The following is a 16,075-nucleotide window of genomic DNA, read 5'->3' on the forward strand; positions in this document are numbered from 1 at the left end:
GGCAGAATCAATCGACATGGGCCTGCACAACCATCGCCTGCTCCTGCTTCGGCACGGCGAAACCGAATGGTCGTTGTCGGGCCAGCACACCGGCACCACCGAGATTGACCTCACCGAGGCCGGCCGGACCCAGGCCAAGCTGGCGGGCGGGGTGCTCAGCGGTTTGAGCCTGCACAACCCGCTGGTGGTCAGCAGCCCGCGGCAACGCGCCGTGGTCACCGCGGAGTTGGCGGGATTAACGCCGGACGAGGTGTCCCCGCTGCTCGCCGAGTGGGACTACGGCGAATACGAAGGCCGCACAACCGAACAAATCCGGGAGAGCGTCCCCGATTGGCTGGTGTGGACGCACGGCTGTCCCGGCGGTGAGAGCGTCGCCCAGGTCAGCGATCGCGCCGATCGGGCGATCGCTATGGCGCTGCCGCAACTGGAATCGCGCGACGTAGTATTCGTCAGCCACGGCCACTTCTCCCGTGCGGTGATCACCCGCTGGGTCGAGTTACCGCTGGTGGAGGGTCGACGATTCGGTATGCGCACGGCCTCGGTGGCGGTGTGCGGCTTCGAGCACGGGATACGGGAGCTGCTCGCCCTCGGGCTGACCGGTCAGACGGTGTGAAGCCCGAGCAGCCGACCCCTGAGCCGCCGTTCGCGCTGTGCGGCCCGCGTGGCACCTTGATCGGCGAAGGTGTGCGGGCGCGCTATCCCGACCTGCCGGCGGCGCGCGGCGCATTGACGTCTGGTGCGGCTCCAATTGTCGTGGGCGCCTTGCCTTTCGACCTTGAAAAGCCGGCGGCCCTGATGGTGCCGGAGGCCGTGCGTCGCGGCGATACGCCGCCCGACTGGCCAACGGGTCCGCTGCCCCCGGTACGCATCGCGGCCGCCATGCCGCCGGCGGCCGACTACCGCGCCCGGATCAGCCGGGCCCGCGACGCGCTGACCGCACGGGGCGGCACACTGCGCAAGGTGGTGTTGGCGCGCGCGTTGCGGCTGAGCGCCGACGGGGCGCTGGACGGTCGCACCATCCTGCGCCGCCTCGTCGCCAACGACCCCGCGTCCTACAGTTACTTGGTCGACTTGAGTGCTGCGGGTATGGATTACGCGGGCACAGCGCTGGTGGGGGCCAGCCCGGAGCTGCTGGTCGCGCGCGTCGGCGATCGGGTGACGTGCCAGCCGTTCGCCGGGTCGGCCCCGCGCGCGGCCGACCCCGAACGTGACGCCGCCAACGCCGCCGCGCTGACCGCCTCCGCCAAGGACCGCCACGAACATCAGCTAGTCATCGACACGATGCGCGCCGCGCTGGACCCACTGTGCAGCGACCTGACCATCGCGGCCGAACCGCAGCTGAGCTGCACCGCGGCGGTCTGGCATCTATGCACCCCGATCAGCGGCCGCCTGCGCGATATCTCAACCACCGCAATCGATCTCGCGCTGGCGTTACACCCGACCCCGGCTGTCGGCGGAGTGCCGACCAAGGCAGCATCCGAGCTCATCGCCGAACTGGAGGGCGATCGTGGTTTCTACGCCGGGGCGGTAGGCTGCTGCGATGCCGCGGGCGACGGCTATTGGGTGGTGTCCATCCGCTGTGCACAGTTGTCGGCGGATCGCCGGACCGCGACGGCCCGCGCCGGTGGCGGCATCGTCGCGGAATCGGATCCCGACGATGAAGTAAGGGAAACCACAACAAAATTCGCCACGATACTCACCGCACTAGGAGTTGAGCAGTGAGCGAGACTATCCGCCGCGCCATACCCGCGGACGCCGCCGACATCACCGATATGATCCACGCGTTGGCCGAATTCGAACACGCCGCCGATCAGTGCACGGTCAGCGAAAAGCAAATTCGCACAGCTCTTTTCGGCAGCAGTCCGATTGTACACGCGCACGTCGCCGAGGTCGACGGCGCGATTGCGGCGATGGCGCTGTGGTTCGTCAACTTCTCCACCTGGGACGGTGTCGGCGGCATTTACCTGGAGGACCTGTTCGTGCGCAACGAATTTCGTCGCCGCGGCCTGGCCCGCCGGCTGCTTGCGACCTTGGCCGGTGAATGCGTCGACAGCGGCTACACGCGGCTGTCCTGGGCGGTGCTGAACTGGAACGTCGACGCGATCACGCTCTACGACGGCGTTGGCGCACAACCGCAGGACGAGTGGACCACCTACCGGCTGTCCGGGTCGGCGCTCGCCGAGCTGGCCGGACCGCGCTGATCGTCGGCGGCGGCCCAGCGCAGCGCCGACGGACTGAACAACAAGGCCAGCGCCGTCGACGCCACCACAGCAACGGGGATGCCGATGGCCGGCCGGTGCGAACCGACGGCGAGATACCAGGCCACCGGCAACAGCAGCAGCTGGGTGAACACGGCAAGCCCGCGGCCCCAGCGCCGACCGATCACCAATGCCCGTCCCGCGTTCAGCACCACACCGCCGATCAGCAAAAACCACACCGCGGTGCCGAGGCCGTTGACGATCCGCTGGTCGGCCCCCGCGATTGCCCGCACCACCAGGATTGCCGCCATCGCCAGCGCCGCCAGGCCCTGGGCTGCAACGATGAACCCCGCGCCGCGGACGGCGGACGGCGGCGGATTGGCCGGTCTGCTGCAGGCGCGATTCACAGCGTCAGCGTAGTCAGGTCGGCGCAGGACGCCGCGAGCCGGAGGTTCCCACAGCGGGCCCATAACCGTGCCGCATAAGCTCGTACATCATGCGCGCCGTGCTGATCGTGAACCCAGCAGCAACTTCCACCACCCCGGCCGCCCGTGATCTGTTGGCCCACGCGCTCAAGAGCCGCCTTGAGCTCACCGTCGAGCACACCAACCACCACGGCCACGGGACGGAGTTGGGTCAGGCCGCCGTCGAGGACGGTGTGGACCTCGTCGTGGTGCATGGCGGCGACGGTACGGTCAGCGGGGTTGTCAACGGTTTGCTGGGCCGCCCGGGCTCGCCGCGGCCCAGCCACCTGCCCGCCGTCGCGGTGGTGCCGGGGGGGTCGGCGAATGTGTTGGCGCGCTCGCTCGGGATCTCCCGGGACCCGGTTGCGGCCACCAATCAGCTGATCCAGCTAATCGACGATTACCGCACGCATCAGACCTGGCGCCGCATCAGCCTGATCGACTGCGGCGAGCAGTGGGCGGTGATCAACGCGGGCATGGGCGTCGACGCCGAGGTGGTGGCGGCGGTGGAGGCCCAGCGCAACAAGGGCGTCAAGGTCACGCCGTTGCGGTATTGGCGGGTGGCGGTGCCCATCACGGTGGGCTACAGCCGCCGCGCCCCCAGCATGACCCTCGAGCTGCCCGACCGTGATCCAGTGTCCGGTGTGCAGTTCGCCTGGGTGTCAAACACGACCCCATGGACCTATAGCAACAGCCGTCCAATGGTCACCAACCCGGGCTGCAGCTTCGAATCGGGTCTGGGGGTGTTCGCGGTCACCAGCATGAAGGTAATTCCGACGCTGAAATTATTGCGACAGATTCTCGCCAAACGCCCCGATCCGGACGCCAAACAACTCGTCCGCGACGACGACGCGGCGTGCCTGCGAATCACGTGCGCCGACGGACCGGTCGCCAGCCAGTACGACGGGGAGTATTTGGGGCGACGGGATTCCATGACGTTCCGGGCGGTGCGCGAGGTGCTCCCGGTCGCCGCGCCGCCACCAAATACCCGCATCTGAGCTGCCGAAACGCTGATACAGCCGGTCGTCGGGGCGGCGGCGGCCGCCGCGAGCGTAGTACAACGGGTCAAGGGCTCAAAGTGACCGTGACCAAAGTGAGATACCCCACGAGCGAACTAATCCTATTGACATCTGTTGAGCCTGTGAAACGATCGAAAGGTTGCATGCAGAGATTTTGTGGGGGTGCCCGACGGACCCTTACTCATGCAAGCGTTAAGAGCCGACAGAATAACGCGAGTGCGCGCTGCTGCGCACATAGTGAGGAGTAACTACTTATGGATTGGCGCCACAAGGCGGTCTGTCGCGACGAGGATCCGGAACTGTTCTTCCCGGTAGGGAACAGTGGTCCGGCACTCGCGCAGATCGCTGACGCGAAACTGGTCTGCAATCGGTGCCCGGTGACCACAGAGTGCCTTGGCTGGGCGCTGAACACAGGTCAGGACTCGGGCGTGTGGGGCGGTATGAGCGAAGACGAGCGGCGCGCGCTGAAGCGCCGCAACGCTCGGACGAAGGCCCGCAGCGGAGTCTGACGCAGTTTCCAACAGCGCGGCCCCGGCAAATGCCGGGGCCGCGCTGTTGCGTGGGCTCCTCACAGCAACAACCTGGACCGGCGGCCGATCGGCACCCGCAGCACGACGTCGGTGCCGCCGTGTGGCGCCTTGCGCATGCCCAGCGTGCCGTCCAGCTCCGCGGCCACCAGCGTGCGGACGATCTGTAGACCCAGGCTGTCGGATTTTTCCAGGCTGAACCCTTCGGGCAGGCCCCGGCCGTCGTCGTGCACCACGACGTCCAGCCAGCGCGCCGAACGTTCGGCGCTTATCGTCACCGCCCCCTCCTGGACGGCGGGATCAAACGCGTGCTCGATCGCGTTCTGCACCAGCTCGGTGATCACCATGATCAGCGCCGTGGCGCGATCGGAGTCCAGTACGCCCAGATCGCCGACCCGGTTGATGCGGATCGGACGGTCTACCGAGGCCACGTCGTTCATGATTGGCAGGATCCGGTCGATGACCTCGTCGAGGTTCACCTGCTCGTCCACCGACATCGACAGCGCGTCGTGGACCAGCGCGATCGACGACACCCGGCGTACCGATTCGATCAGCGCCTCGCGGCCTTCGGCGTTGGCCGTGCGGCGGGCCTGCAGTCGCAGCAACGCGGCCACGGTCTGCAGATTGTTCTTCACCCGGTGGTGGATCTCCCGGATGGTGGCGTCCTTGGAGATCAGCGCCCGGTCCCGCCGCTTCACCTCGGTCACGTCGCGAATCAACACGGCGGCACCCTTGCTGGCACCGTGTACCACCAAGGGCAGGGTGCGCAGCAGCACGGTGGCGCCGCCGGCGTCGACCTCCATGCGCATGCTCTTGCCACCGGCCAGCAAATCTTGCACATGCTCGGCCATCTCTTGTGCCTCGAACGAATCCGAGATCAACGGTCGGGTGATCCGGATCAAGTTGTGGCCCTCGAGCTCGCTGGTCAATCCCATCCGGTGATACGCCGACAGCGCATTGGGACTGGCGTAGGCGACCACGCCGTCCACGTCGAGCCGGATGAACCCGTCACCCACGCGCGGCGTGGATCGCGACATCGCGACATCTCGCACATCGGGAAAAGTGCCTTCGGAGAGCATGTTGACCAAATCGGCGGCACATTCGCGGTAGGCGGTCTCCAGGTGCCCGGAGTTTTCCTGGGCCGTCAGCGCAGTTTGGTGCTGAGTGAGCGCGGCGACCACCCGGTCCGCGTAGCGCACCGGGGATGCCGCGACGTGCGGCCCGGGCAGTTGCCACGAATCGTGTTGGGCCGCAGCGGTTTCCCGATGCGCGACGCCTGAGGAGAAGGTCTCGGCGACCAGCGGTAGCCGCTCGGCCGGCACGACGCTGCCCACCGAATCGGCCTGCAAGACGGTCGGCGCGGTGTTCGGCCGGCATTGCGCCACGCACACCAGCACACCGTCGTCGCGGCGTACCCACATCAGGTAGTCGGCGAACGACAAATCGGCCAGCAGCTGCCACTCCCCGACCACGGCGTGCAGGTGATCGACCGCATTGCCGGGCAACATCGTGTGCTCGGCCAGCAGATCACCGAGAGTGGACATCAACTACTCCCGCGTCGTCGAACGGCGGTAGGTGTGAGCTGACCAGCGTTAGCTGATCACGGCGATGAGGTCGCCCGCCTGGATGACGTCGCCCACCGACACACTCACCTTGCTGACCGTGCCGTCGACTTCGGCCAGGACCGGAATCTCCATCTTCATCGACTCCAGCAGCACCACGACGTCGCCCTTGCCGATCTGGTCGCCTTCGTTGACAACCACTTCGAGCACGCTCGCCACGATCTCGGCACGAACATCCTCGGCCATCTTCACCCCACTGTCTCGGCCATTCCGCATGCTGACTGGTCCGGGCTTGCATCAAGCTCATGTATATCGAACCACAACATCATCGGCGATCGCCGAACACCGGGCTGGCACCGGTGGGCGAAATCGGCGGCGCCAGGCCATGCGACAATGGGGGGCAATCTGGCGGGTGCCCCGCGCCCGAATCATGGACCAACGACGGAGGTTCCCCCATGGCCAAGCGCGGCCGTAAGAAGCGTGATCGCAAGCACAGCAAGGCCAACCACGGCAAGCGGCCCAACTCCTAGCCGTCGCGGGCCGCGCGGGCCCGTTATGACTCGACGTCGCGGATGATCGTGGTGCGGCGTATCTCCAGTCGCAGGCGTTCCCGGAGGCCCTCCGGCGCCTTTTCTCCGCTGCATTTGGTCGCGATCAGCGCCTTGAACTGTTCCTCGATTCCGAACAACCGCAGACACGGTGGGCATTCGTCGAGGTGGCGCTTGAGCTTTTCATGCTTCTCGGGCGTGCACTCGCCGTCGAGCAGCGTCCACACCTCGGCGATCAGTTCCGCGCATTCGGCCTTGGTGCGCGGCGTCTGCGGGCCCGCCGAGGGGCCGGCGGGCGACAACTCGCTCATGACGACACCTCCTCGTGCGTCTGTTGCCCCCGGGTGAAACCACGGTCCTTGGCGACATCGGCGAGCAGGCCGCGCAGCTGCCGCCTGCCGCGGTGCAGCCGCGACATGACGGTCCCGATGGGCGTGTCCATGATTTCGGCGATCTCCTTGTACGGGAAACCCTCGACGTCGGCGTAGTACACCGCCATCCGGAACTCTTCCGGCAGGGCCTGCAGGGCCGCCTTGATCTCGGTGTCCGGCAACGCTTCCAGCGCCTCGACCTCGGCCGACCGCAGCCCGGTGGAGGAATGCTCAGCGTTGGACGCCAACTGCCAATCGGTGATCTCTTCGGTCGGATACTCCGCAGGCTGACGCTGCTTCTTGCGGTAGCTGTTGATGTAGGTGTTGGTCAGGATCCGGTACAGCCATGCCTTGAGGTTGGTGCCCGCGCGGAACGAGCGGAAGCCGGCGTAGGCCTTGACCATCGTTTCTTGCAGCAGGTCCTCGGCGTCTGCGGGATTGCGCGTCATCCGCAGCGCGCCACCGTAGAGCTGATCCAGCAACGGAATCGCGTCGCGCTCGAACCGCGCGGTGAGTTCCTCGTCGGTCTCTTCGGCCTGGTCAAGGGGCGCTTCAACCGGCTTTTCCGCCGTCTCGACGTGGTCGGAACCGGTTACTGCGTCTGGGCCATTCTCGAAGTCGGCCATCTCGATCAACACGGTCCCTTCTGTTGCAGCGCCGCCCGGCTTCGCCGTCGGCGGCAACTGACTCGCAAAGAAGCGAGCCAACTGCTCGTCCCTGCGTGGTGGGCCTAGCAGGCACGTCGCCGTTGACACCGAGTACCCCTCCCAATCTAAAGGCTGCGACCGACGAGTTCTGCCCGGGTCGCTGACACGTGTTCTCAGACCGTCACAGTCAACAGCTGGGGCCGATCTGCTATTTCCCGTCTCGTCGAGATCGGGGCCGTCGCGCGATTCACCCGCGGTTCAATGCACATCCGCCGGACGTTACTGTGACGCCATGTCTCTTAGTGGCAAAACCATGTTCATCTCCGGCGCCAGCCGCGGTATCGGCTTGGCCATTGCCAAACGCGCCGCTCAAGACGGGGCCAACGTCGCCCTGATCGCCAAAACCGCGGAGCCGCACCCCAAGCTGCCGGGCACGGTGTACACCGCCGCCAAGGAGCTCGAAGAGGCCGGCGGCCAGGCCCTGCCCATTGTGGGAGACGTCCGCGACCCGGATTCCGTCGAATCCGCGGTGGCAAAGACCGTCGAGCAGTTCGGCGGCATCGACATCTGCGTCAATAACGCCTCGGCAATCAACCTGGGGTCCATCACCGAGGTGCCGATGAAGCGCTTCGACCTGATGAACGGCATCCAGGTACGCGGCACCTACGCCGTGTCGCGGGCGTGCATCCCGCATCTCAAAGGTCGGGAGAACCCGCACATCCTGACGCTGTCCCCGCCGGTGCTGCTCGGCAAGGAGTGGCTGAAACCGACGGCGTACATGATGGCCAAGTTCGGCATGACTCTGTGCGCGCTCGGCATCGCCGAGGAGATGCGCGAGGAGGGCATTGCGTCCAACACGCTGTGGCCGCGCACGCTGGTGGCCACCGCTGCGGTGCAGAACCTGCTGGGCGGCGACGAAGCGATGGGACGCGCCCGCAAGCCGGAGATCTACGCCGATGCGGCCTACGTCATCTTGACCAAGCCGTCGAAGGAATTCACCGGCAACATGCTGCTGTGCGAGGACGTCTTACTGGACTCCGGCGTCACCGACCTGTCGGTGTACAACTGCGTGCCGGGCGGGCAACTCGGCGTCGACTTCTGGGTGGACGGCGTCAACCCGCCGGGATATTCGGGCCCCTAAGGCGGGTGCCATGGCCGCGACGCCGGCATTGGCGGCGCTGACCAGAGCCGGCGTGCCGCACGAGGTGGTCAAGTTCGGCCACGATCCACGGGAGAATTCGTTCGGGGTGGAGGCCGTCAAGGCGCTCACGCCCGCCGGCGTGGCGCCAGGGCAGATCTATAAGACCTTGGTGATCGCGGTGCCCGACGGGCTGGCGGTGGCGGTCGTGCCGGCTGCCGCGCGGCTCTCGCTGAAGGCCGCCGCGGCCGCGCTCGGCGTGCCGAAAGCATCGATGGCCGACCCTGCGCTGGTCCAGCGGGCCACCGGCTACGTGGTCGGGGCGGTGTCACCGTTTGGTCAGCGCAAGCCGCTGCCGACGGTGGTCGACTGCAGCGCGCTTGGCTGGCAGCAGATGTTCTGCAGCGCCGGTCGGCGCGGTTGGGATGTCGCGGTGGCCCCGCAGGACCTGATCCGCCTCACCGGCGCGGTGACGGCGGACCTGCGCGCCTAGCTTTGGGCGAGGCTGTCGCTGACGCCTTTGCTGAGGGTGAACTGCGCGACGTCGGTGTAGCCCTCGCGGAACAGGTCGGCGCATCCGGTCAGGTACTTCATGTACCGGTCGTAGACCTCCTGCGACTGGATCGCGATGGCCTCGTCGCGGGCCGCCTCCAGGGCGCCCGCCCAAAGGTCCAGAGTGCGGGCGTAGTGCAGACGCAACGGCTGGACCAGTTGGACGGTGAAACCCGCGCGCCGGGCGTGTTCTTCGACGGATTTGGCGTTGGGCAGGTCACCGCCCGGGAAGATCTCGTCCATGATGAATTTCATGAAGCGGATCTTGGTCATGGTGATGGGCAGTCCGCGTTCGGCGAATTCCTCGTCGCTGGGCTTGATGATGGTGTGCAGCATCATCACCCCGTCGTCCGGCAGCGCCGCGTAGGCGGTCTTGAAAAACTCGTCGTAGCGGTCGCGCCCGAAGTGCTCGAAGGCCCCGATCGACACAATGCGGTCGACCTTGTCGTCGAATTGTTCCCAGCCCTGCAGCAGTACCCGCTTGGTGCGCGCCGACGGATGGCTGTCCAGCCGCCGCTGGACGTGCGCCTGCTGGTTGCGGCTCAAGGTCAGGCCGACGACGTTGACGTCGTAACGCTCGAGGGCGCGCACGATTGTGGTGCCCCATCCGCAGCCGATGTCCAACAACGTCATGCCGGGTTGCAGCCCGAGTTTGCCCAGCGACAGGTCGACCTTCGCGTACTGCGCCTCTTCCAGCGACATGTCGTCGCGCTCGAAATACGCGCAGCTGTAGGTGCGGGTGGGATCCAGGAAGAGCGCAAAGAAATCATCAGACAGGTCATAGTGTGCCTGGACGTCCTCGAAATGCGGTTGCAATTCCGGAGTTTCGCTTTTCTTGGAGGACAAAAGGCACAACCTTCGACAGTGAGATTTAAACGGCTTTGCGGTATGTCTGGTCGAATTTCGTCCGTCAGTCTATCCGACGGCCGCAGCTGCACTTCAGCGAACGCTACCGAGCGCAGCAGGCAACGCCGGCCGCACAGCGACCGGCGTTGCCTGCTGTACCGGATTCGGTGCCGCGGCTCAGGCGGCCTTCGTCCGGCTGCGAACTTGCAGCGCGCTGACCACGTCGACGATGCCGATGGCGATCAGCCAGCAGCCGGCGACCAGCGCGAGGACGGCAATGGACCGCAATGGCGAGATGATCAACACAGCGCCGCCGATCACGATGATCAACCCGGACAGCACCTGCCAGCCGCGGCCGGGCATGTGGTCTAGCGACAGGGCCGCGGCCAACAACGTCATCCCGCGGAACAGCCAACTGATGCCGATCCAGATCGCGAGCAGTGTCACCGCCTCGAATTCCTCACGGAAGCAGAAGAATCCCAGGATCAGCGACACGATGCCGGTGATGAAGGTGAACACCCGCATCGCAACCCCGGCATGCGTGCCGAACGCGGCGAACACATAGCCGATTCCGGAAAATACCAGGTAGATGCCGAATAGGACGCCGGCCACGAACAGCGTCCGGCCGGGCCAGGCCAGCACGATGACGCCCAGCGCGATCGCCAGGACGCCGGTGAGGAGGAGCACTTGCCAGGCACTGTTGGCAAGTTGCCGAAGCGGACCTTCGAAAACGGTGTCGTCGTCGCGAATAGTCATCCTCATATGATTAGCCACTTTTGATGAAAAGGCTATGTCCGCGGCGGCACAATTGCGCATCACGGACAAGTATTCAAAACGCCCCCGGTAACGTGCACAGGACGATGAGTACCGCAGTGGTGGTCGGCAGTGGACCCAACGGACTGGCCGCCGCCATTTGTTTGGCCGCCAAGGGAGTGCAGGTCACCGTGCTCGAGGCCGCCGACGCGGTGGGCGGCGGCACCCGCAGTTCCGAGGCCATTGTTCCCGGCCTGCTGCACGACCATTGTTCGGCGATTCACCCGATGGCCGTCGGCTCGCCATTCCTGGGCCGCTTCAATCTGCAGCGGTACGGACTGTCGTGGCGCTGGCCGGAGATCGATTGCGTCCATCCCCTCGATGGCGGCGGTGCCGGTGTGCTGCACCGGTCGGTGCCGCACACCGCGGCGGGCCTGGGTCTCGATGGCCCGCGGTGGCGCCTGGTGTTCGGCTACCCCGCCGCGCATTTCGATGCGCTCAGCGACGACATCATGGGCCCGCTGCTGCGCATCCCACGTCACCCGCTGACGCTGGCCCGTTTCGGTGTGCCCACGCTGCTGCCCGGGTCGACGTTCGCGCGGCTATTCCGTACCGAGGCGGGCCGGGCGTTGTTCGGAGGTGTTGCGGCGCACGCCTTCCGGCCGCTGCACTACCCGATGACCTCGGCAATCGGGATGGGCATCATCACCGCCGGCCACCGGCACGGCTGGGCGGTGGCGCAAGGCGGGTCGCAGTCCATCGCCAACGCGATGGTGATGCTGCTGACCGACCTGGGCGGCACCATCGAAACCGGCGTGCGGGTCCAGAACTCCGCCCAGCTGCCGCCGGCGGACGTCACCATGTTCGACCTGGCGCCCAGCGCGGTCGCCGGCATTCTCGGCGATCGACTGCCGCGCCGAATTGCCGCGGCATTCACCAGGTTTCGGCGTGGCCCCGGTGCGTTCAAGGTCGACTTCGCGGTCGAGGGTGGGGTGCCGTGGACCAATCCCGACGCACATCGGGCGGGCACCGTGCATGTGGTCGGCAACTACGCCGAGCTCGCCGCGGCCGAACGCGATGTGCACGCCGGGCGCATGCCCGCGCGGCCGTTCGTGCTGGTCGGCCAGCAGTATCTCGCCGATCCGCAGCGGTCGGTGGGCGACATCCATCCGGTGTGGAGTTACGCGCACGTCCCCAACGGCTATACCGGCGACGCGACGAAAGCGATCATCGCGCAGATCGAGCGGTTCGCCCCTGGCTTCCGTGACCGCATCGTCGGGCAGGCCGTGCGTAGCACCACACAGCTGGCCACATTCAATGCGAACTACGCCGGCGGCGACATCATGACCGGGGCGAAGGATATTCGCCAGCTGACGTTCGGGCCGCGAATCACGTTGTCGCCCTACTGCGCTGGAGTGCCAGGCATGTACATCTGTTCGGCGGCGACGCCGCCGGGCCCGGGCGCCCATGGCATGTGTGGCGCCAACGCCGCCGCGCTCGCGCTGGCGTACTTGGGTCACGGCTAACCGCGCGGGCCTGTTAAGAAGTCATTCAGACCGTCAGGTATCCGCCGTCGACGGCGATGGTGCTGCCGGTGATGTACGAGGCAGCGTCGGTGCACAGGAACAGCGCCGCGCCGGCACAGTCCCGAGGTGTTCCGGGGCGACCCAGCGGTGTGTGAAACCCGATTTCGGCGTCCATCACCTCGGGAATTCCCATGGCGGGACGGGTCATTCTCGTGTCGATGAGTCCGGGCGCGATGGCGTTGACGCGGATGGAGTCGTTGGCCCAGCGGCGAGCGAGGTTCATCGTCAACGCCAACAAGCCCATTTTCGACGAGGCGTAGCCCGGGACGAAGACCGCCGAACGGAATGCGGACATCGAGACGACGCTCACGACGCTCGCCCCGCCCGGCGCCTGGCTCGACTTCAAATTCTCATGACAGCGCATGGTCAATCGCATGGGGCCCAACATGTTCTGTGTCACCGACGCCACGTAGCCGTCCGGGTCATATTCATCCCCGGCGGGATACGGACCGCCGGCGTTGTTGATCAGGACGTCCAGCTCCCCCAAGGATTCGGCCAGCGCGTCGACCGCTTCGGGGTCCTGAATCCGGCACTGGCGGTAGCTGAATGCGCTCAGGTCTATCTCGGGGTACTCGTCGGGCGTCCCGCGGGTGCCGGTCACCGTGACGGCAGCACCCGCTTTGGCGAATTCGGTGGCGATCGCGTGACCGATGCCTCGGGTGCCTCCGGTCACGAGGACATGGGTGCCGGTGAAGTCGAAGCTGATGGTGTTCATGGGTCGGTCCTCAATTCGGTGATCGAATCCGGTGAGCCAGGCCTTCTCCCAATGGTTTTCGGCACGGGATGGCCCGACCGTCATCCGTGCCGACCGCAACCCCCGGCCGCTGCCCGTGAATCCCAGCCATGAACCGCGATCCTCTACAGCCCGAGATGCAAAGTCAATATGCGTGGGGGCGCGCGGGTGGCAGCGACAGGTTCCGGTCATGGCCGTCGGGGCAACCGGCATCGTTGCCGAAACGGCTTGCAGTGACTCTGATTTTCTGTTCAACGTGGGTCCGGACATCAACGCCATCCGCCCGGATGCCGATTGGGTCGACATCGACTCGCCGCGTGGGATCGCGTGATGACGGTGGACCCGTGCGGGTATGTGGCCGGGGTGCGCGATCGGCGGCCCTGGCCGGGACGATCCAGGCGTTCGTCGGGCGGATCAATGCGTTGACTCGCGACGCAATCGCCCATCTACAGCCCGACACCGCCGACCTCGCGCTGCTCGCCGCCCAGACGACGGCGCGGGGACCGCACCCTCAGCAACGCCGAGCAACTCACCCCGCTGCTGGAGGCCATCGCCACCGCAGTGTCGCTACAGCGGGCTGGAACATCGTAGCGAAAACCACCATGCAGCCGCCTGACAAGGCTTAACGTGAGGCCATGAACATGAAGCGACTTGTCGCCGCCGGTGTGCTGGCGGGCGCGGGATTGATGACGGTCGGCGTGGGTATCGGCAACGCCGACACCATTCAGACCGAGGGCAGCTACCCGACGCGGGAGGCGTGCCAGGATGCTGGTCCGGGTGTCAAAGCCAGCACCCCGGGCGGCTGGAACAATTTCTGGTGCGTGCCGGACCGCACCGCTGCGGGCAATTGGCGCCTCGTTCTGAGCAACTAATAGCTGTAGAAGCCTTCGCCGGTCTTGATTCCGAGCTTGCCCGCGTCGACGTACGACTGCAGCAGATCGCGCACGTGCTGCGGGAGCTGCGGAAACTGGGCGGCGTAGTGGTTCTCGATGTCCAGGACGACGTCCAGGCCGACCAAATCCATCATCTGGAACGGGCCGACCGACACGCCCAAAGCCAGCTTGAACATTCCGTCGATATCCTCCGGGCGGGCGACACCCTCGGCGACCACTGCCAGCGACTCACGCTTGATGGCGGCCCAAATGCGGTTGAAGATGAATCCGGTGCTTTCCTTGCGCGCTTCGAAGGGCTGGACGCCGAACTCGGGCAGCACGGTCAGCAGCGTGTCGAGCACGCCGCGGTCGGTCTGACCGTTCGACATCAACTCCACGGCGTTGATATCCGGTGGCATGTAGAAGTGCGTATTGCAGAAACGCGTTGCGTCCCTGATACTTTCGCTCATCAGCCGTGACGGCAGGGACGACGAGTTGGTGCCGAAGATGGTGTCCGGAGGGGCGGCTTGGTCGATTTCGCCCCACAGGGGGATCTTGATATCGAGCCGCTCGGGCACCGACTCCACAGCCAACCATGCGCCGTCCAGCGCCTCGTCGAGCGACCCTGTCGCGCTGACGACGCCGACCTCACCGGACCCTCGGTCCGCCACGACCCGCGGCAGCGTCGCAACGACGTATTGTGTTGCCTCGTCGCGCTGTTCAGCCCGCCGCGCGTAGAGGCGCACGGCGCCGCCGCGGGTCGCGAACATCAGTGCGATGCGCCGGCCCAAGGTTCCCGCCCCGATCACGGCGACCGGGCGGTCTTTGATCTCTTCGAATGTGTGGGTGTAGGAACCGGTCACACACGCATGTTAGCTGCGGCCGGTGTCCTCAGGCGTCGTCGCGATGGCGGCTACCGGACTTCGCCAGCCCCCGGCTCACCATGTAGCCAACACTGAGGATGACCACGTACAGCCATGCCTTGTCGGCTTGGAAGTAGTCCAGGTGTCCGTCCGTCGCCTTGACGAGGTAGGAGGCCAGCAACACCGCGGCTGTCGCAAGGACAAAGACGATGAATTCTGTTGTGCGGTAGAAAGGTTTCGTCTCGGCTCCGCGCCGGGTGTTGAGCCTTGCCGGCTGCGGGTCGGCAGTTGTCACGTCGGTTCGGCGAGTTGTTGCGGGATTACTGGTAGTCATTTCGAGTCTCCTTTGGAGGCGGTCGAGTCGTGACGTGCTTGAATGCAACGCCCATAGCGAAATTGATACCGGCGTTTTCAGTACCAATCTGTTGAGCAGGGCTACCCGCCGGGATTCGTTCGAAACTCCAGCGTTACTCCCGTGTTGTTGTGTCCGGTTTTGGGTGGCTTTCGCGGTGGTTGCACTCTGGTGAGATTTCTTGTGTGCCTTGTAGTTCTGGCGCACCCATCCCACCAAGCGGCGCAATAGCGGCCAGAGACGCCGGCAATCAGCCGAGTCGCCTGAGATCTAGAGCAACGTGATCTGTTCGGGCTCCGGTTCGGCCGGCTCGAGCAGCTCCGGCCCGTTGTTGCGCACGCTGTTCACCAGCCTCGACACCTGGCGCAGCTCGATGCCGCGCACATCCGGCGGCTGCGCCAGCAGGCGGTCGTCCAGTGGATTGTCGGGATTCAACCAGGCGTCCCAGTCGCGCTCGGCGAGGATGAGCGGCATCCGATCGTGGACCGCGGCCAGCTCGCCGACGGCATCGGTGGTGATGATCGTGCAGCTCAGCAGCGGGTCCGCCTCCTTATCGGGCTTCCACACCGACCACAGCCCGGCCATGAAGAGCAGATCGCCGTCCTCGCGGTGTAGGAAGAACGGCGTCTTGGCGGTCTTCTTCCCGGCGGCATCCTCCGGATTCGCCCGCCACTCGTACCAGCCGTCCATCGGCACCAGGCAGCGCTTGCTCTTCGCCGACCCGCGGAAAGCCGGCGAACTGGCCACCTTGTCGGCCCTCGCGTTGATCAACAGCGGTCCCTTCGAGTCGGGCGCGCCGTCCGGGGCCGCCTTGACCCACGGCGGAATCAGCCCCCACCGCATCAGCCGCACCCGGCGGGTCGGCTCGTCGTCCGGCTCGCTGTGGCGGGACACCACCGTCGCGATATCGGCCGTGGGAGCAACGTTGTAATTCGGCTGCCCGGCCCGCTCGGAGGTACCAGTGGCCTCATCGATCGCCTTGATCTTCTGGGCCAGCAGGGCCGGATCCGTCGTCACCGCAAACCGTCCACACATAACTTCCAT

The 16,075-nt window shown here is 66.0% G+C and carries 22 protein-coding genes and 1 pseudogene; 12 read left to right on the forward strand and 11 right to left on the reverse strand.

Annotated features, from left to right (window positions below; genetic code table 11):
- Window positions 1-16 precede the first annotated feature (16 nt).
- From G6N33_RS06045 to G6N33_RS06055, 3 genes are read left to right on the forward strand one after another with little or no spacing between them, the layout of a single operon-like run.
- On the forward strand, window positions 17-613 hold the full coding sequence (locus tag G6N33_RS06045; protein ID WP_044510117.1) for an acid phosphatase: 597 nt from the start codon (window positions 17-19) through the stop codon (window positions 611-613).
- The gene (locus tag G6N33_RS06050; protein ID WP_044510116.1) at window positions 610-1,722 is read left to right on the forward strand and encodes an isochorismate synthase; all 1,113 of its coding nucleotides are present in this window, start codon (window positions 610-612) and stop codon (window positions 1,720-1,722) included. The genes G6N33_RS06045 and G6N33_RS06050 overlap by 4 nt, the downstream gene beginning before the upstream one ends.
- The gene (locus tag G6N33_RS06055) at window positions 1,719-2,201 is read left to right on the forward strand and encodes a GNAT family N-acetyltransferase (protein WP_044510115.1); all 483 of its coding nucleotides are present in this window, start codon (window positions 1,719-1,721) and stop codon (window positions 2,199-2,201) included. The genes G6N33_RS06050 and G6N33_RS06055 overlap by 4 nt, the downstream gene beginning before the upstream one ends.
- Here the strand turns inward: G6N33_RS06055 and G6N33_RS06060 are convergent.
- On the reverse strand, window positions 2,153-2,605 hold the full coding sequence (locus G6N33_RS06060) for a hypothetical protein (protein ID WP_044510114.1): 453 nt from the start codon (window positions 2,603-2,605) through the stop codon (window positions 2,153-2,155). The genes G6N33_RS06055 and G6N33_RS06060 overlap by 49 nt on opposite strands.
- Window positions 2,606-2,694: 89 nt before the next feature.
- On the opposite strand from G6N33_RS06060, the gene G6N33_RS06065 reads away from it, so the two are divergent.
- Together G6N33_RS06065 and whiB1 are read left to right on the forward strand one after the other, a co-directional pair.
- A complete protein-coding gene (locus G6N33_RS06065; RefSeq protein ID WP_044510113.1) occupies window positions 2,695-3,660 on the forward strand; it encodes a diacylglycerol/lipid kinase family protein in 966 nt (321 codons plus the stop codon).
- 275 nt (window positions 3,661-3,935) lie between these two features.
- A complete protein-coding gene (whiB1, locus tag G6N33_RS06070; RefSeq protein ID WP_003874607.1) occupies window positions 3,936-4,190 on the forward strand; it encodes a transcriptional regulator WhiB1 in 255 nt (84 codons plus the stop codon).
- Between the two features lie 59 nt (window positions 4,191-4,249).
- Here the strand turns inward: whiB1 and G6N33_RS06075 are convergent, their stop codons facing one another.
- Together G6N33_RS06075 and G6N33_RS06080 are read right to left on the reverse strand one after the other, a co-directional pair.
- Window positions 4,250-5,752, reverse strand: coding sequence for a sensor histidine kinase (locus tag G6N33_RS06075; RefSeq protein WP_044510112.1), 1,503 nt, complete (start codon window positions 5,750-5,752; stop codon window positions 4,250-4,252).
- A 48-nt stretch (window positions 5,753-5,800) separates the two neighbouring features.
- A complete protein-coding gene (locus G6N33_RS06080) occupies window positions 5,801-6,016 on the reverse strand; it encodes a biotin/lipoyl-binding carrier protein (protein WP_044512934.1) in 216 nt (71 codons plus the stop codon).
- Window positions 6,017-6,225: 209 nt separating this feature from the next.
- Between G6N33_RS06080 and G6N33_RS27980 the strand changes: the two genes are divergently transcribed.
- Complete coding sequence (locus G6N33_RS27980; protein ID WP_085976515.1) at window positions 6,226-6,300, forward strand: 50S ribosomal protein bL37; 75 nt, start codon at window positions 6,226-6,228, stop codon at window positions 6,298-6,300.
- Window positions 6,301-6,323: 23 nt separating this feature from the next.
- Here G6N33_RS27980 and rsrA read toward each other — a convergent pair whose 3' ends face one another.
- Together rsrA and G6N33_RS06090 are read right to left on the reverse strand one after the other, a co-directional pair.
- The gene (gene rsrA / locus G6N33_RS06085) at window positions 6,324-6,629 is read right to left on the reverse strand and encodes a mycothiol system anti-sigma-R factor (protein WP_044510111.1); all 306 of its coding nucleotides are present in this window, start codon (window positions 6,627-6,629) and stop codon (window positions 6,324-6,326) included.
- A complete protein-coding gene (locus G6N33_RS06090; protein WP_044512932.1) occupies window positions 6,626-7,315 on the reverse strand; it encodes a sigma-70 family RNA polymerase sigma factor in 690 nt (229 codons plus the stop codon). Before G6N33_RS06090 ends, rsrA begins: the two co-directional genes overlap by 4 nt.
- Before the next feature lie 313 nt (window positions 7,316-7,628).
- On the opposite strand from G6N33_RS06090, the gene G6N33_RS06095 reads away from it, so the two are divergent.
- Together G6N33_RS06095 and G6N33_RS06100 are read left to right on the forward strand one after the other, a co-directional pair.
- Entirely contained in the window at window positions 7,629-8,477 is an 849-nt protein-coding gene (locus tag G6N33_RS06095) for an SDR family oxidoreductase (protein ID WP_044510110.1), read from the forward strand.
- Between the two features lie 10 nt (window positions 8,478-8,487).
- Complete coding sequence (locus tag G6N33_RS06100; protein WP_044510109.1) at window positions 8,488-8,967, forward strand: YbaK/EbsC family protein; 480 nt, start codon at window positions 8,488-8,490, stop codon at window positions 8,965-8,967.
- Here G6N33_RS06100 and G6N33_RS06105 read toward each other — a convergent pair.
- Both G6N33_RS06105 and G6N33_RS06110 read right to left on the reverse strand, forming a co-directional pair.
- A complete protein-coding gene (locus G6N33_RS06105) occupies window positions 8,964-9,872 on the reverse strand; it encodes a cyclopropane mycolic acid synthase family methyltransferase (protein WP_044510108.1) in 909 nt (302 codons plus the stop codon). The two genes, G6N33_RS06100 and G6N33_RS06105, sit on opposite strands and share 4 nt — an antisense overlap.
- 177 nt (window positions 9,873-10,049) lie before the next feature.
- A complete protein-coding gene (locus G6N33_RS06110) occupies window positions 10,050-10,628 on the reverse strand; it encodes an HdeD family acid-resistance protein (RefSeq protein ID WP_231382565.1) in 579 nt (192 codons plus the stop codon).
- 104 nt (window positions 10,629-10,732) lie between these two features.
- Here G6N33_RS06110 and G6N33_RS06115 point away from each other — a divergent pair, with 104 nt between their 5' ends.
- Window positions 10,733-12,151, forward strand: coding sequence for a phytoene desaturase family protein (locus G6N33_RS06115; RefSeq protein WP_044510106.1), 1,419 nt, complete (start codon window positions 10,733-10,735; stop codon window positions 12,149-12,151).
- A gap of 25 nt (window positions 12,152-12,176) precedes the next feature.
- Here G6N33_RS06115 and G6N33_RS06120 read toward each other — a convergent pair whose 3' ends face one another.
- A complete protein-coding gene (locus tag G6N33_RS06120) occupies window positions 12,177-12,926 on the reverse strand; it encodes an SDR family NAD(P)-dependent oxidoreductase (protein ID WP_044512931.1) in 750 nt (249 codons plus the stop codon).
- A 208-nt stretch (window positions 12,927-13,134) separates the two neighbouring features.
- Here G6N33_RS06120 and G6N33_RS06125 point away from each other — a divergent pair, with 208 nt between their 5' ends.
- The 3 genes and pseudogenes from G6N33_RS06125 to G6N33_RS06135 all read left to right on the forward strand — a co-directional run bounded on the left by G6N33_RS06125 (window position 13,135) and on the right by G6N33_RS06135 (window position 13,816).
- A complete protein-coding gene (locus G6N33_RS06125; protein WP_155945939.1) occupies window positions 13,135-13,275 on the forward strand; it encodes a hypothetical protein in 141 nt (46 codons plus the stop codon).
- A 34-nt stretch (window positions 13,276-13,309) separates the two neighbouring features.
- Window positions 13,310-13,535, forward strand: a pseudogene (locus G6N33_RS06130) (TetR/AcrR family transcriptional regulator); the annotation flags it as partial.
- A gap of 44 nt (window positions 13,536-13,579) precedes the next feature.
- Window positions 13,580-13,816 carry a hypothetical protein gene (locus tag G6N33_RS06135; protein WP_044510105.1) on the forward strand — a complete coding sequence of 79 codons (237 nt, stop codon included), beginning with the start codon at window positions 13,580-13,582 and terminating at the stop codon, window positions 13,814-13,816.
- Here the strand turns inward: G6N33_RS06135 and G6N33_RS06140 are convergent.
- The 3 genes from G6N33_RS06140 to G6N33_RS06150 form a co-directional block, all read right to left on the reverse strand.
- A complete protein-coding gene (locus tag G6N33_RS06140; RefSeq protein ID WP_044510104.1) occupies window positions 13,813-14,679 on the reverse strand; it encodes a 3-hydroxyacyl-CoA dehydrogenase family protein in 867 nt (288 codons plus the stop codon). The genes G6N33_RS06135 and G6N33_RS06140 overlap by 4 nt on opposite strands.
- Before the next feature lie 28 nt (window positions 14,680-14,707).
- Window positions 14,708-15,013: a hypothetical protein gene (locus G6N33_RS06145; protein WP_044510103.1), complete on the reverse strand. Its 306-nt coding sequence runs from the start codon at window positions 15,011-15,013 to the stop codon at window positions 14,708-14,710.
- 288 nt (window positions 15,014-15,301) lie between these two features.
- Window positions 15,302-16,066 carry an SOS response-associated peptidase gene (locus G6N33_RS06150; protein WP_044510102.1) on the reverse strand — a complete coding sequence of 255 codons (765 nt, stop codon included), beginning with the start codon at window positions 16,064-16,066 and terminating at the stop codon, window positions 15,302-15,304.
- Window positions 16,067-16,075: the final 9 nt, after the last annotated feature.

This window comes from Mycobacterium simiae (assembly GCF_010727605.1).
Classification (GTDB): Bacteria; Actinomycetota; Actinomycetes; order Mycobacteriales; family Mycobacteriaceae; genus Mycobacterium; species Mycobacterium simiae.